The organism is Vibrio sp. 1CM7H (assembly GCF_023161645.1).
GTDB classification, from domain to species: Bacteria; Pseudomonadota; Gammaproteobacteria; order Enterobacterales; family Vibrionaceae; genus Vibrio; species Vibrio diabolicus.
In genome coordinates, this window is the sequence record NZ_JALNTV010000001.1 from 1,636,733 (window position 1) to 1,651,964 (window position 15,232).

Here is a 15,232-nt window from a genome sequence, read left to right on the forward strand (position 1 = left end):
GAAGCACATTGGAAGCCGACTGTGAGCAGACAGTATCAACGTTAGAAAATTAGGAAAGCTCATGAAATCTACGATGATTATCGTAAGTCATGTCGTTAATGATGCAGTCACTCACGGCTTCGTGCCTGCAGCTAAAGCGATGGACCTCCACGTCGTTCTTATCACCGATCACAAGCTCAGCCATTTAGAGCTGGCAAGTCGTGATAGTCACTTTAATCCGGATGCCATTCTAGAGTGCGATGTCTTCAATCCCTTGGAGATCATCGAAACCATCACTGAGAATGAGTTAAAACCCGACGCTATTTTCAGCAATAGTGATCACTTACAAACTTCCACCGCCATATGCGCACAATTTTTTGATCTACCGGCCAAAGATTGGTCTGTCACGTTAAAGGCCAAAAACAAACACTTAACTCGACAAGTGTTGAATGAAAAAGCCCTACCCAACACACACAGCTATTTGTTGCACCGCCATTCGAATGTGGCATTAGGCATGGCCTTCCCTGTCGTAGCAAAGCCCAAAGAAGGCGTGGCGAGTTTGGATGTGCAGCGCTGTGACTCCCAAAGCGAGCTCGACGCATACTGCGATGCGTTTTGGCAAAAACACCCAAACACCGCCATTCTGGTGGAGCAATTCCTTCAAGGGCCTTTGGTTACGCTCGAAACTCTGGGAGATGGTGAGCGCCTTATCGCCGTGGGCGGTTTTGATGTGTCGCTCTCAGAGCCGCCTTACTTTATCGAAACAGCTGCAGACTGGAACGGACCAAACGGCATTGCTCACCGAGAAGCTTGCTTGGCTCAACTGAAAGCGTTCGGCGTTGGTTTTGGAGTTTGCCACAGCGAATTTATCATTACGGAAAATGGCCCGGTTCTGGTGGAAATTAACTACCGCAGTATTGGAGATGGTCGCGAATTCTTGCTCAACAATCTCGCTCACTTCGGCTGGTTTAGCACGATTTTGGGTCTGCATCTGGGTCGAAGATTGGACGGCGATTACCAAATTCATGGGTCAGCGCACGTGCACTACGTAGTTGCGGAACACAGTGGTGTGATCGACGGAGGTTCGACGTCGTTCATCCAACACGATGACGATATCATCACCCAGCAACAGGTACTAAAAGCCGCTGGAGAACACTTCCAGCAGAGTTATTCCAATAAGGATTATCTCGCCCGAATTTCGATTGTCTCACCATCAGGGCGAAACCTCGACCAAGCGCTGCAGAACGCGCTTAGCAATTTCGATCTAGCTCCGACTCGTGAGGTGGCAGCATGAACGACAACGCTTTGTATCTAACGCAACGATTGATCGACACTTGCTTACGCGAAGACATGTTTGGCATTTTGTCGAAAGCCAAGTTCAGTAGCGACGCGCCAAAAGGGGTAATTGTTCCTCAAGGCGAGCAAGTCTGGCTGATATTTGCCAACTCTGATTTCACGTTGTATTTACCCGTTGCGCCAACGTATTACATGCAGCACTGGCGCTACGGTCACGCCAATGACGAAACACCACAAGGTTGGTGGGTGGAGAAAAATGGCCAAGTCGAGCATCAGCAGCATTATCAAGAGTGGATTGCGCTGCTAACGACACTGGCGCATGAGAGCTCTCACGAATTGTTGGCGGGGTATCTTCAAGAACTGGAATGTGCAGAGAAACACAAAGCGCTGTGTGACCAAGCATTTCATCATCACGCAGACCACATTTCTCAACCAATATCCAAGCTTGGTTCTTGGCATCAAAAACTGCTGCTAGCCGACCAGATCGCTTCTTACCTTGACCACCCGTACTATCCAACTGCGCGGGCGAAGTTTGGTCTGAGCGATGAAGACCTTGCTAAGTACGCGCCCGAGTTTGCACCAAGCTTTGCTCTGCATTGGATTGCGATTGAAAAATCACTGGTGACATTAACCAGCGAACAACCTGATTGCTGGCCAACAATGGAGCAAGTTGGGCTTCCTGCTGATTTTGCACTGAGCCACGTACTGTTCCCTGCGCATCCGCTCACCCTTCGCTCTTTAGAAGCCTTACCCGAAGGCATGATAGAAGCGCCGTTTACGTACCTAAACGTGACGCCAACGCTTTCCGTTCGTACTGTGGTCGTCAACGAGGCACCGCATATTCACATTAAAGTTCCGCTGATCATGCGATCGCTAGGCACGAAAAACATTCGCTTAATCAAGCCTTCAACACTGTATGACGGCCACTGGTTTGAACGCCTACTTAGCCACCTTGAACAAACGGACGCTGACTTAAACACTCGCTTGTTCCATTGCAACGAAAAACACGGTGGACACGTCGGCGAGGATAAAACCTTCGCGTACATCGTACGTGAGTACCCACTTACTCATTGCGAAGACAAAGCGTTAGTTCCGGTTGCCGCACTGGCAAGCCCAATGCCTGACGACCGCTTGTTCTTAGAACATTTGGCAGAGCAGTACTATCAACAAGATACGCTGGCGTGGTTCCAAGATTACGTCGACCTATTATGCCAAGTGCACCTCACCTTGTGGCTTCGTTATGGCATCGCATTGGAGTCCAACCAGCAAAACGCCATCGTTGCATTTGATCAACAGGGCAGAATGACGCTCGCGATGAAAGACAACGACGCGGCGCGAATTTGGCCAGAGCGCTTCCACTTTGCTACAGAGCATGCCGCCGAAAAACACGGCGCAAAAACACTTCCAGTGGATTGCGATGAACTGCTCGACCAACGCATCAAAGTCGACAATGAATTGGCGCTCGGTCAGATGTTTACCACCATTACATTACAGTTGGATATCGCAGCGATTGTAGAAGCCATAGCTGCGAAGGGCATTGCCTCTTCAGCATCGCTTTACGCCATCGTGGCCAAAAGCATTGCTGAGCAACTCAACCGATTGGAAGGCGAAGGATTAGAGACAAAACTGGCACGCGAGTTACTGCAAGAGGCGCCTGATTTGTACGCCAAGTACTTGTTGAGCTCTGGCAGTTTGCTCTCGAAAGAAGCCTCTGGCGCGAGTGACATCAATAAATTCTATGGTTTGTCGGCTCCGAACTTCTTGCTGCTTTCTAGCGAAGAAGCGCAACGCGCCTACTTAGAAGCCATCAAAAAAAGCGTACGTTAAACGATTATGACCAAACTCATCTACAGTGTGTTGTTGTGCCACTTTATCGCTGCGTTTGCCGCGTTAGGTATGCCGCTATTTCTACCCGTCGTGTTGCCAACATTAGGCGCAAGCATTGATGCGGACTGGGCAGGGGTATTGTTTATCCTACCCACGTTTTGTACTGCGTTGGCGGCGCGATTTTGGGGCAACTTTGCCGATCGCTACGGTCGCCGCCGCTCACTCTTGCGTGCACAACTTGGCCTTGCAGCAGGGTTTGCGCTGTGCGGCTTGGCAGACAACCTCGCCATGTTTGTGTTTGGTCTTATTGTTCAAGGAACCTTTGGCGGCACCATGGCCGCCTCGAACAGCTACTTATCTAGTCAAATTAAAGAAGCCAAAACACTCGGCAAGTCACTCAATAAAACCCAGCGATCTGCTCGCTTGGCGCTGATCGTTGCGCCTATTGGGCTCGGATGGAGCTTGTCAGAGACCAACCCGCTCAACGCATACCTTTGGTTATGCGTTTTGCCTTTAATTGCTATGGGCATCACGCTAACACTGCCAGTGGATAAACCCGCCGAACAAAACCTCGAAAAGCCAAACTCAGAATCTCGGCAAGAAAAACCGGTTGCACGGAAAAACGCAATGCATGCCATTCGTTGGATCTTCTTTGCTCAATTCGGGTTTGCGTTTTCTATGGTAGTGACCTTTCCTTATTTCTCGCCGTTTGTGCAGCAATATGGCATCACTAACCACGCATGGATCGGTTTTTTGTACGCACTGCCGCATGGCGTCTATCTGTTGCTGGCAGGCAAAATCCACGTGTTGTCAGATGGGTTGAATCGCCATCAACCGCTGCGCACGTTGTGGCTCGGTTTTGCATTGCTTGCCGTGAGCTCTGCCTTGCATTTGATTGCGTCCGAAACCGCACTCATTGCTGCGAGAATTATCTTCGGCATCGCGATGGTGTGTTGTTATCACGGATTGCATCAGCATCTTGCGAGCAATCTGGATCGCAAACTCAGTGGCAAAGTATTTTCTCGCTTTGATGCCATGTCCAAATGGGGTGGCGTGGCGGCGGGATTTTGCGCTTCTTTCATTTCTAGCTTGGGGCTACTTGAGGTTCCTTTCCTACTTTCTGCGATAGTCAGCGTAATCACCTTGATCGCGCTGGTTCTCCATTCAAAATTTGGAAATCAACATGTTACAAACTCAATCCTCTCAGACTAGCGAGTTGCGCGCGCATGATGTGCAGCTCAATCGGGAGAAGGCCCAACTCAACACGATAATGGGTGTTCTTAATTGTTACTTACGTGAATTTGCGCTACCGAATCAACAAGTGGAATGGCGCTACCAATCGACATCGCTACCCCAAACGTTAAAACGCAACTATTCCGCCAAGCAACGGGTAGCCGTTCATCTGTCTCAACAAAATGGCGTGCTGGTTTTGCCGATTCACTACGCGAGCAAACTGGGCAAAATCAAATTGGCAGAACTGCCGTGGGCGAAAATGCCGGGATCTGGCTGGGCGAAATTGGATGCCACGCAAACTCTTACGCTTTTGCTTAACTATCTCAAGCAGGTGTTGGCGATCCCGTTTAACCATGAGCTGATCGAACAACTGGAAAATAGCGTGCTGGTTACCGAGCAGTTTCTCAACGTCGCGCCCAAATCGCATCACAACGAATTTATCGCTTCGGAACAGTCTCTGATTTGGGGGCACACTTTCCATCCGACCCCAAAAAGTCGTTCGGGCGTCACCATGGATGATCTCTTGGCGTTTTCTCCAGAAGTCGGCGCGCAAGTCCCGCTGTACTGGTTTGAAGTGGATACGTCCTTACTTGATGTGCTGAGTTCCGACGGAGAAGCTAACCCTGCGCAACGCATGCTACAACAGCTCGCGCCACAACACGCCACCAGCGATGGGAAGACCCTCTACCCTTGTCATCCTTGGGAAAGCTACACCATTTTGAGCAACCCAAGCGTGAAGCGTGCCATTGAACAAGGCAAGATCACGCCACTGGGTTTAGGTGGTGAAAAGATGCAGCCGACCTCTTCGGTTCGTACCCTCTACCACCCAGACATGGACTGGTTTGCGAAATTCTCCATCAACGTACGATTAACCAATTGCGTGCGCAAAAACGCGTGGTACGAACTCGACAGCGCCGTGCAGCTCACGTCGATTCTTAAACCAATTAGAGAAAACGAACAGCTGCACAACCCCGTATTTAAAGTGATGACAGAGCCTTACGCCACCACGTTGAATCTAGAAAGCGTCGCTGATCGTAATTGGGACGACAACACCAAAGCGCGCGAATCGTTTGGTATTTTGTATCGCGAAAATTTCTCGCTGAGCGAAGTCGACATCTTAAAACCAACCCTCGCCGGCGCTCTATTTGCTTACGACAAAAACGGCAACAGTTGCATTGCTCAACGCCTTAAAAACAAAGCGCGTACAACGCAAAATCGCTATTCCGACATCGCGACACTGTGGTTTGAACGCTATTTGCATTGCCTACTTCCGGGTGTGTTTAACTACTACTTCAAACACGGGGTGGCGTTTGAGCCGCATTTGCAAAACACCTTGATTGGCTTTGAGCAAGAGATGCCGTGTTGTGTTTGGATTCGTGATTTGGAAGGCACTAAATTACTGCCGGAGTTCTGGCCAGAAGAAACATTAACTGACTTGTCTGAACGCGCGCGACAATCGGTTTACTACAGTCGCGAACAAGGCTGGAATCGCATCGGATACTGCACCTTTATCAACAACATCAGCGAAGCGATTTTCTTCATCGCAGAAGGTGATGAGCCACTAGAGCAAACGCTGTGGAATGCGGTGCAAAGTGCCATTGTGCGTTGGCAATCCGTGAATGGAAAACAGCCGGAACTAGAAGCGTTGCTGAATGGCGGTCACTTCCCAAGCAAAAATAATTTCACCACACGTTTGATGCAAAAAGCCGATAAAGAGTCGGGCTATACCCAAGTCGCCACACCTTGGCAGCAATACGAAAAAGGAGCGCAACATGTCTAATTCACTCTCCCTACCGACACGCGTTAGCCAACAAGTTCACACGCTCGCACAGCAGCAAAATCAACCCTTGTGCGCGTACTTGTATGACCTAAAAGCCTTAGAAGAACACATCAAACAACTGCGTCACGTTTTGCCGAAAAATGTCGAGCTATTTTACGCAGCCAAAGCCAATCCATCGGGCCCGATTCTTAAAACGCTCGCTCCGTATGTCGATGGTTTTGAAGCGGCATCTGGCGGGGAGTTGACACACCTCCACCAGCAACAACTCGATAGGCCATTGATCTTCGGTGGCCCAGGAAAAATGCCAAGTGAATTGCAACAAGCGATTGAGCTTGATGTCGATGCAATTCATGTCGAAAGCCTCACCGAGCTGCAACGCATTGGAGCACTAACCGAGCGCCTCAACCGCCCTGCTTCGATCTTTTTGCGTATGAACATTGATATTGGCGACATCACGCTCAGCAAGTTGGCTATGGGTGGCAAGCCGACTCCTTTTGGTTTGGACGAATCCGAACTGAGCAATGCTTTGATGTTGCTGCGCGATTTCCCGCAAGTATCACTGAAAGGTTTCCATTTTCACTTGATGTCGCATCAGCTCGATGTTGAACGTCACTTAGCGTTAATGCAGCGATATTTCCAAGTCGTGAAGGCGTGGCAACAAGAGTTTGAACTCGGTGAGCTGATGATCAACTTGGGTGGAGGCATGGGGATTAACTACCAAAACCCTGAGCAACACTTTCCGTGGATGGAGTTTTGCGACAAGTTGGAATTCCTCATCGCCAAAGAGCAAGTGCAAGACTGGACACTGCGTTTTGAATGTGGACGTTTCATCACGGCAGCATGTGGTTATTACGTGATGGAAGTGCTGGATATTAAGCAAAATCTTGGCGAAAACTTTGTCATCGCACGCGGGGGGACTCACCATTTCCGCACGCCAGCAGCGCAGAGCCATGATCATCCATTCGTCATCCTGAAAAGCGAGCAACACCATGAGATTTCTCACCCCATTCAGCATGCACAAGCGACCTTTGTCGGCCAGCTTTGTACGCCCAAAGATGTGCTGGCACGCAATCAACACGTCGCCCACGTCGATATTGGTGATTACGTTGTGTTTACCTTAGCGGGCGCGTATGCGTGGAATATCTCCCATCAAAACTTCTTGATGCATGAACCGCCGATCTTCCACTATTTTTAAACGGCATACTTCGCTTCATTCAAGCCCCAATCATTGGGGCTTTTTTATTCCACTCGGCACAAATTCATTGCCATTAACCGCTTTGCGAAATAGCAATAATGCGTTTTATCAGCTCGTCGGGTTCCATCTTGGGATTGCGGTAAAAACGGAAAATTTCCGAGTTTATCGCTTGCTGGGCAACCGGATTGACCGCCATCGAATCAATCATACTCGGCACAGCGAGGTTGTGTTTAACGCCGTAGTGAAAGTCTTGATATGACTGGACCTGACACGGATTAAAGTCGCTGATGTCGATATCGGTACGTACCGGAATCGAGCCTTTTACCTTATTGAACTTAGCTTGAAACTCGACGTCTGCCAGCGCGCTTGCGGTTTGCTGAGCAGCCTCGGCAGAAAACGACTTGCTCGACATAAACACCAAGCTGTCCATGTTGTAGAGGAATACACCATCGCTGTCAGGCGTTGGGTAACAGCCGACCTCTTGCGGGACTGAGACTTGATTGGCGAGCAGCTCACCTAAAATCCAATCTCCACCGATTTGAAACAGCGCTTGACCGTCGGCTAGCGCTTGTGTCGCCGTATCCCACTTACTGTCGGGTAATTGGTTGTCGATCAACAAACTCAGGCGGCGAAATTGCGTCAACGCTTGGCGCAGGGTATCACTGTCGATGCTGTCTCGCTCAAGTTTAACCATTGCATTGGTGTAGAACTCAACGCCGCCAGTGGAGATCACTAAGTTCTCGAAAAGTTGGGCGACTTGCCACGGCTGCTCACCGACCGCGATTGGCACGATGCCATTTTGCTTCGCAAGCTCCATGGCGGCGAACATTTCTTGCCAATTTTTCGGCGCGGAAAGATTCAGTTGTTTAAGCAGCTTGTGGTTGACCCACAACCAGTTCAAGCGGTGCAGCGTAAGTGGCAGGGCGATATAGCCGTTTTGTGTTTTATTGATTTCGATAGACAGCGGGTAGAGCACCTCGTCCCAGCGCTGCTCATCCGCTACCGCGTTGACGTTGTGCAAAATACCGATGGCATCCCACGCCTTAATACTTGGCCCTTCGATTTGCGCGAAGCTCGGTGGGTTGCCCGCCAGCGCGCGAGCTTGCAGTACCGTCATCGCGCTGTCGCCACCACCGCCTAACACCGGGCTTTGCAGCAGCTCTATATCGTGCCGTTTTAGCTGAGCTTTAAGTGTTTGCAGCGCTTGCTGCTCGCCGTCAGAAGTCCACCAATGTAAAAACTCTACCCCTTGTGGCGACTCAGCGTGAGCGACGCAAGGGGCGAGCAACAGTGGGAACAAGAATGCCAGTTTGTTCATAGTCAGTCTCTCGGGAAAGTCAGTGTGGCGCAGAGGCCGCCAAACTGAGAATGGCTCAGCAACAAGTTGCCGCCATGAGCCTTTGCAATACTCTGTGAAATGGTTAACCCCAGCCCACTGCCTTCTTTATCGTTTCTTGCGCGGAAGTATGGCTGGCAGAGCTTTTCAAGTAATAAATCGTCAACACCGTCACCGTGATCTTCAATTTCAATCTGGATCGACTCTGGGCTTTCACTCAGCGTAATGTCCGCTTGATGGCCGTATTTGAGCGCGTTATCGACCAGATTCTGAATGCAGCGCTTAATCGCTAACGGTTTACCAGCAAAGTGGGTGCGGATTTCGCCGTGGATGCGAATCGTGTCCGGCGCATCGGCGATATTGGCGGAAATGTGCTGAATCAGTTGGGTGAAATTGATCGGCTCGATTTCCTCGTGGATATCGGTCTCTTTAATGCATTGCAATGCGCCTTTGACCATCAAGTCTAGGTCGTTACTCAGGCGGATAAAGCGTTCTCGGTCGGCGTCGTCATCCAGCATTTCCGCTCGTAGTTTTAGGCAGGCAATTGGTGTTTTCAGATCGTGGGAGATGGCGCTGAACAGCATCTCGCGGTCTTTAATGTGGCTGTCGATGCGTCGATTCATTTTGTTAAACGCACGTACCGCCGCTTTCAGTTCGTTACTGCCTCGCTCAGAGACTTCGGGCACGTCTAATCGACTCGACATCAGGGTTGCGGCTTTTGCCAGCTCGCGAATCGGTTGAATTTCTTTGCGGACGATAAACCAAGTACACAGCAATAGTAGCAGCGCAGACAACAATAACGTCAGCCATTGGCGCAGCTCAAAATAGTTAGTCTCTAGGTTGATGTAAGGCGCGGGTAGCACCGCCGCGAGATAAAACCATTCGTTCTGCGCGACTTCGACCTGCATCACCAGAATAGGCGGATTGAGGTCACCAAACGAAAGCGAATAATGCGCCCACAATAGCGGCAGTTCGTCGATAGGTAGCTCGTTGTTGAACACTTTGAGTTTGTCACGCTGGGTAAACTCCACCTCGATATTAGGAATGCCGCTCAGCTCGCTTTCCAAAACCTCGCGAACTTGGTTGATGACCAACGTTTTGCGTTCGCTTTCTGGCAGTGGGTCGACCTCAATCTGGTGATTATTGAGTGAGACGAAAAAGCGCGTGCCGCCCATATTGCGTAGTTGATTGAGTACCAAGTGGCGATATTCCGAAGGGAGGGTTTGAAAGAAAGCGATGGTGGAAGAAGCGCTCAGTGCTAAGCTTTTGACCGTGGTGGTCAGGCCTTCTTTATCGCGTTCGCTGGCGTGTTGATACCAGATAATCCCGGATAATACCTGCGCCAGAATGATCACCAGCAACAAGAACACACTGGTACGAACGACCAGTGATCCCGTCCAGCGTTTAATTCTCATAATGCACGTCCGTGGTCAGCATGTAGCCTTTATTGCGCACCGTTAGGATCAGCGAACGGTCTTTATCTTCAAGGTGATGACGCAAGCGGCTGATCTGCACGTCAATGCCGCGTTCAAACGGGTCGGCATCGCGTCCCCAGATCTCGCGCGCAATGTCATCGCGAGACAATATTGATTGCGCGTGGTTGACGAACAAACCGAGCAGCGACAAATCCGCGCCACTCAGTTGCTTGACCTCGCGGCTAGCAACGTGGGTCAGTTGCCGGGTTACGGTATCTAACAACCAATCGTCAAAACGCACTTTACGCGTCAGTTTGCTATTGGCGGTCGATTGGCTTCGTCTCAGAATCGTTTTGATGCGCGCGAGCAGTTCACGCGGGCTGAATGATTTGGTGATGTAGTCATCAGCGCCCATTTCTAGCCCTGCGACTCGGTCGGCTTCTTCAGTGACGGCTGTCAGCATGATGATCGGGATATCGGAGTTTTTGCGCAGTTTTTGGCACAAGGTAAAGCCGTCTTCACCGGGCATCATAATATCGAGGATGATCAAATCAGGATGGTGATCGTTGAGCAGTTGCCACATCACGTCGCCGTTTTCTGCGCAAAGCACTTCAAACCCTGCGCGACCAAGGTAATCTGACAATGCTTCGCGAAGGTCGAGGTTGTCATCGACGACCAGTATCTGCTTGTTTTCCATCCTACTTTCCCTGTGTCCGTCCCTGTGCCTACCCCTGAATTTGGCGCTGGCCAATATGATGCATTCTTAAACGCCCATGCACAATCGAGCCGATTGCAATTTTCACTTCTCGGTGTAAGAGATTTGTAAGCGGCCACTTACAAACTGATTGCCTTTTGTAACCTTAGGCGCCGCCTTGCTCGCTATGATCATCCTGACCTTACGTGAAACAACATGACCTGAAGGAATCAGGTCCTACAACACTGGCATTCGTCAGGAGGAAACCATGTTTGCAAGTATATTTGGACAACTACAAAAAATAGGGCGGTCGTTGATGCTGCCTGTGGCGGTGTTACCGGTGGCTGGCTTGATGCTGGGTATTGGTAACGCGGGGTTTGCGTTTATTCCAGACGCGGTCAACAAGGTGATGCTCGCCGCCGGTGAAGGCGTGTTCGGCAACATGCAGTTGATGTTTGCGGTCGGTGTGGCGCTCGGGTTATCAAAAGGCAATGACGGTGCCGCTGCGCTCGCAGGCTTAGTTGGCCTAATTATTATGAACGCATCGCTCGGTATTGTGACTGGCCTACGCGGCTTAGAAACTGATGCTACCATCATGGGCGTTGAGACGCTGCAAACCGGGGTGTTTGGCGGCATCTTTATCGGTGCGGTCGCGGCAATCATTTACAACCGCTTCTACAACATCAAACTGCCGGAATATTTGGGCTTCTTCGCGGGTAAGCGATTTGTGCCCATTGTCACCGGTCTATCGGCGATCGTCGTTGGTGCGATTCTCGCGTTTGCATGGCCACCTGTCGGACAACTTCTTGATGCATTCTCTCATTGGGCAGCGTACCAAAACCCGGTACTCGCGTGGGCGGTTTACGGCGCGGGCGAACGTTCTTTACTCCCTGTTGGTTTGCACCACATCTGGAATGCGCCGTTCTTCTTTGAAGTCGGCAGCTATGTAGACCCAGAAACCGGCAAAGAGTTTACCGGTGAGCTCACTCGCTTCTTCGCGGGCGATAAAACCGCAGGTTATCTCTCTGGTGGCTTTATGTACTCCATGTGGGCACTACCGGCAGCGGCATTAGCAATCTATCACTGCGCCTCTCCAGAGCGTAAGAAAATCGTCGGCGGTTTGATGCTGTCAGCGGCGTTTACCTCTTGGTTAACGGGTATCACAGAGCCAATCGAATTTACCTTCCTATTCGTCGCGCCAGTGCTGTACGTGATTCATATTTTCCTGACGGGTATAGCGTTTGCACTCACCGCATTTTTGGAAATCAAACACAGCACAGACTTCGCTCACGGTGCAATTCAGTTCTTCCTTTACTACCCAATGTCGAGCAACGCATGGCTGTTCATCATCATTGGTCCAATCTGGGCGACGCTCTACTACGGCTTGTTCCGCTTCCTGATTGTGAAGTTGGATCTGAAAACGCCAGGTCGTGAAACCGACATTGCAGAAGTAAAAATTGCCGGACAACCAGACGAAATTGCGCTGGATGTGGTGGCTGCTCTAGGTGGGAAAGCCAACATCAAATCAGTCGATGCGTGTATCACTCGCCTGCGTGTCTCGGTGAAAGACATTGCCAATGTTGACGTTGCTAAGCTGAAAGCACTTGGCGCGCGAGATGTGTTAGTGATTGGCGACAGTTTACAAGCGATTTTCGGTACGCAGTCTGACTCGATTAAGTCAGAAGTGCACAGCGTACTCGCCGCCTCCTGATCTTACCTCCCCCCAATCTAGGTAAGACTTGCCAACCTCCTTGTGAGGTTGGCTTTTTCGTTTTTGGGGTAAAAAAAGCGAAACCAATAACCAGCCCTACTTCGCCGCCGCGTTGGTTAAATTGCCCAGCACGCCGCTGATTTTGTTCAATACCTCGTCACAGCCTTCAATATGATGGCGCTGCTTTAAATACATAGGATCGTTATAAGCTAACCACGTTTTGCCTTCATCATCTTCATACACCAACACTTTTTGGGGTAAATCGAGCGCCACTTCCTGCGCACAGATCATCAGTGGCGTGCCCACTTTAGGGTTTCCAAACACGATAACTTCGGTTGGTCGCAACGTCATATCGAATTTCGTGGCGTTCTCTTGATGGTTAATGCGCGCAAAGACGTTCAACCCTTTTTCTTGCGCGATAGCGACAAATTTATCCGCCGTATCTTTTGCTGAATGCGTGCTCGCAACGGTTACCACACCCTCCCCAGCCAACGCACTCAATGACGTCAACGCCACGACCAACCCGATGATTACTTTTTTCATTTGTCGTCCCTTCCTCTCTCTGAGTCGAAAACTGTAAATATAGAAAAACCAAGTGTAGGAAAACTATAGAAGTCAGATTCCGCTATCGCGAATTGCACTCTACCTACTCAAGAGTCGACCGTGTAACACGGATTAATTGATTCAGATTAATAAAGCGTTAACTAGCTGAGCATCAAAAGCGTGAAATACGTAACATTTGCCGCCTATTTTAGTAAGAAAGAGAAAAGTAGTGACACGCGATCAATTTGAGTTATTAGCACCCGGTGGTGATTTAGATTCCATCAAAGCCGCCATTGCCGCTGGCGCCGATGCAATTTACTGTGGGCTCGACCGCTTTAATGCTCGTAACCGAGCGACCAACCTCACCTTGGATAACTTAAATGGCGTGTTAACGTTAGCCCACCAGCACAGCTGTAAGGTTTTCCTAACGTTGAATGTGCTGATTTTAGAAAGTGAAATTCCGGCGATTGTTCGCTTACTCAGCCAACTGAACACCACCAAAATCGATGGCGTGATCGTGCAAGATCTCGGTCTGGCCTACATTCTCAAACATCACTTTCCCGATTTGGATGTGCACGCTTCAACGCAATTAAACACGCATAACGAAGGCCAGATCCTCTTTCTCAACCAGCTCACCGCAAGCCGAGTAAACTTATCTCGCGAACTTAACATCGATGAAATAAAACATCTGGCGCAATTTGGTCGCGAGCACAACGTAATGATGGAAGTGTTTGTCCACGGCTCATACTGCATCGGATTCTCCGGAATTTGCTACATCAGTTCCGCTCGCAATGGCGCATCAGGTAACCGTGGACGCTGTAGCCAACCTTGTCGCGAACAGTACGAAACGACCAAAACGGGCAACAACTACCCACTCAATATGAAAGACAACTCCGCCTTTGGGGACTTGAAAGCGCTTGCCGATGCTGGCGTGTACTCATTAAAAGTGGAAGGACGAATCAAGAAGTCGCACTATGTCTATACCGTGGTCGACAATTGGCGTCAGCAAATCGATCGCTTGTGCGAAGGTTTGGAACTCTCTGAAGATACCACCGAGTTGTACACGGTGTTCAACCGTGATTTCTCCAACGCATTTTTGCAAGGTGATTTCGGCAAGGCGATGTACATCGACAACCCGCGCGACCACGCTGTAAAGCATTTTTCGAAGGTTTATCAATGCCAGTCTGCTGATGATGTGCAAGCGGTGAAAAAGAAACTCTACGACGACAAAACCGCGATCATTGAGAAAGTGGCAGAGCAAACTAAGTCGTTCGATGTCGCTTCGACACAAGTATCCGGCAGCAGCTTGAAAGGGTCGATTGATGTGCCAACTCTGCCAGCGTTACCTCAACCTGAACCTCGCCAAGGTGCGCCAAAATTATCGGTTCTGATCTCGTCAGCACAAGAAGCCATGCTGTGCGAATACCATGACATTGATGTTTACTATCAATTGCCAATGGGATTGTCTGGCGAACTGAGCGCGATGATTGAGTTGTTCCAAGCCAACCCAATGCTCAAACCTTGGTTCCCAGCCATTTTGATTGGCGAAGACTACCACGCCGCGCGCGTATTTTTGGAAACCATCCAACCTGAGTTGTTGATCACCAACAACTCAGGCGTCGGCATGATCGCAAAAGAGCTCGGCTTAGGCTGGGTGGCAGGCCCACAAATGAACACGGTGAACTCATATGCGTTTAAATGCCTTCAAGACGAGTTCGCGGCAAGTGGCGCATTTGTTTCTAACGAGCTGAATATGAAGCAGATGCGCCATATCAAGCGTCCGCAAAACATGCGCACCTTCTACAGCATTTATCATCCAAATACCCTACTCACGAGCCGCCAATGTTTGTTCCAACAAACCGAAGGATGCCGTAAGGTGAAGATCAACAAAGGTTGTTTGAAACGCTGTGATAAACGCACGTCTATCATCAACTTAAAAGACAATCCTTACGTGGTGCAAAAACAGAAAGGCAGCCACAATTCGATCTACAGCGAACACAACGTTTTAAACCTGCAAGTGCTGCACGATCTGCCTCAATTATTTACCGATGTGTTGATCGATCTGCGTGATATCCAGACCGAAACGAAAGTCTCAGCAAGCAAACCTGAGTTGATTGACGCGTTCTTAGCTCTACTTGAAGAACACAGCGAACAAACCATCCAAACGCTGAATGCCATGATTCAACCAACAGCCAACGCGCAGTATTTAAAGGGGTTGTAGGG

Annotated in this window: 11 protein-coding genes; 7 read left to right on the forward strand and 4 right to left on the reverse strand. The window is 49.8% G+C overall.

Features of this window, described 5'->3' with window-relative positions; all coding sequences use genetic code 11:
* Positions 1–61 precede the first annotated feature (61 nt).
* Genes MSG33_RS07140 through MSG33_RS07160 form a run of 5 tightly spaced genes read left to right on the forward strand, consistent with a single transcriptional unit; the run spans position 62 to position 7,310 of the window.
* Positions 62–1,273: a hypothetical protein gene (locus MSG33_RS07140; RefSeq protein WP_248380392.1), complete on the forward strand. Its 1,212-nt coding sequence runs from the start codon at positions 62–64 to the stop codon at positions 1,271–1,273.
* A complete protein-coding gene (locus MSG33_RS07145) occupies positions 1,270–3,102 on the forward strand; it encodes an IucA/IucC family protein (RefSeq protein WP_248380393.1) in 1,833 nt (610 codons plus the stop codon). Before MSG33_RS07140 ends, MSG33_RS07145 begins: the two co-directional genes overlap by 4 nt.
* 6 nt (positions 3,103–3,108) lie before the next feature.
* Positions 3,109–4,314 carry an MFS transporter gene (locus tag MSG33_RS07150; protein ID WP_248380394.1) on the forward strand — a complete coding sequence of 402 codons (1,206 nt, stop codon included), beginning with the start codon at positions 3,109–3,111 and terminating at the stop codon, positions 4,312–4,314.
* Positions 4,286–6,115 carry an IucA/IucC family protein gene (locus MSG33_RS07155; RefSeq protein WP_248380395.1) on the forward strand — a complete coding sequence of 610 codons (1,830 nt, stop codon included), beginning with the start codon at positions 4,286–4,288 and terminating at the stop codon, positions 6,113–6,115. Before MSG33_RS07150 ends, MSG33_RS07155 begins: the two co-directional genes overlap by 29 nt.
* On the forward strand, positions 6,108–7,310 hold the full coding sequence (locus tag MSG33_RS07160; RefSeq protein WP_248380396.1) for a type III PLP-dependent enzyme: 1,203 nt from the start codon (positions 6,108–6,110) through the stop codon (positions 7,308–7,310). Before MSG33_RS07155 ends, MSG33_RS07160 begins: the two co-directional genes overlap by 8 nt.
* 73 nt (positions 7,311–7,383) lie before the next feature.
* Here the strand turns inward: MSG33_RS07160 and MSG33_RS07165 are convergent, their stop codons facing one another.
* From MSG33_RS07165 to MSG33_RS07175, 3 genes are read right to left on the reverse strand one after another with little or no spacing between them, the layout of a single operon-like run.
* Entirely contained in the window at positions 7,384–8,628 is a 1,245-nt protein-coding gene (locus MSG33_RS07165) for an ABC transporter substrate-binding protein (RefSeq protein ID WP_024700884.1), read from the reverse strand.
* Between the two features lie 2 nt (positions 8,629–8,630).
* Positions 8,631–10,061, reverse strand: a complete 1,431-nt coding sequence (locus MSG33_RS07170) for an ATP-binding protein (RefSeq protein WP_248380397.1) — start codon at positions 10,059–10,061, stop codon at positions 8,631–8,633.
* A complete protein-coding gene (locus MSG33_RS07175) occupies positions 10,051–10,758 on the reverse strand; it encodes a response regulator transcription factor (RefSeq protein ID WP_005395571.1) in 708 nt (235 codons plus the stop codon). Before MSG33_RS07175 ends, MSG33_RS07170 begins: the two co-directional genes overlap by 11 nt.
* Before the next feature lie 265 nt (positions 10,759–11,023).
* On the opposite strand from MSG33_RS07175, the gene ptsG reads away from it, so the two are divergent.
* Positions 11,024–12,466 (forward strand): glucose-specific PTS transporter subunit IIBC, encoded by a 1,443-nt coding sequence (gene ptsG / locus MSG33_RS07180; protein WP_248380398.1) that lies wholly within the window; start codon positions 11,024–11,026, stop codon positions 12,464–12,466.
* Between the two features lie 96 nt (positions 12,467–12,562).
* Here the strand turns inward: ptsG and MSG33_RS07185 are convergent, their stop codons facing one another.
* On the reverse strand, positions 12,563–13,009 hold the full coding sequence (locus MSG33_RS07185; protein ID WP_248380399.1) for a DUF302 domain-containing protein: 447 nt from the start codon (positions 13,007–13,009) through the stop codon (positions 12,563–12,565).
* Between the two features lie 229 nt (positions 13,010–13,238).
* On the opposite strand from MSG33_RS07185, the gene MSG33_RS07190 reads away from it, so the two are divergent.
* Positions 13,239–15,230, forward strand: a complete 1,992-nt coding sequence (locus MSG33_RS07190; protein ID WP_248380401.1) for a U32 family peptidase — start codon at positions 13,239–13,241, stop codon at positions 15,228–15,230.
* The last annotated feature ends 2 nt before the right edge of the window (positions 15,231–15,232 follow it).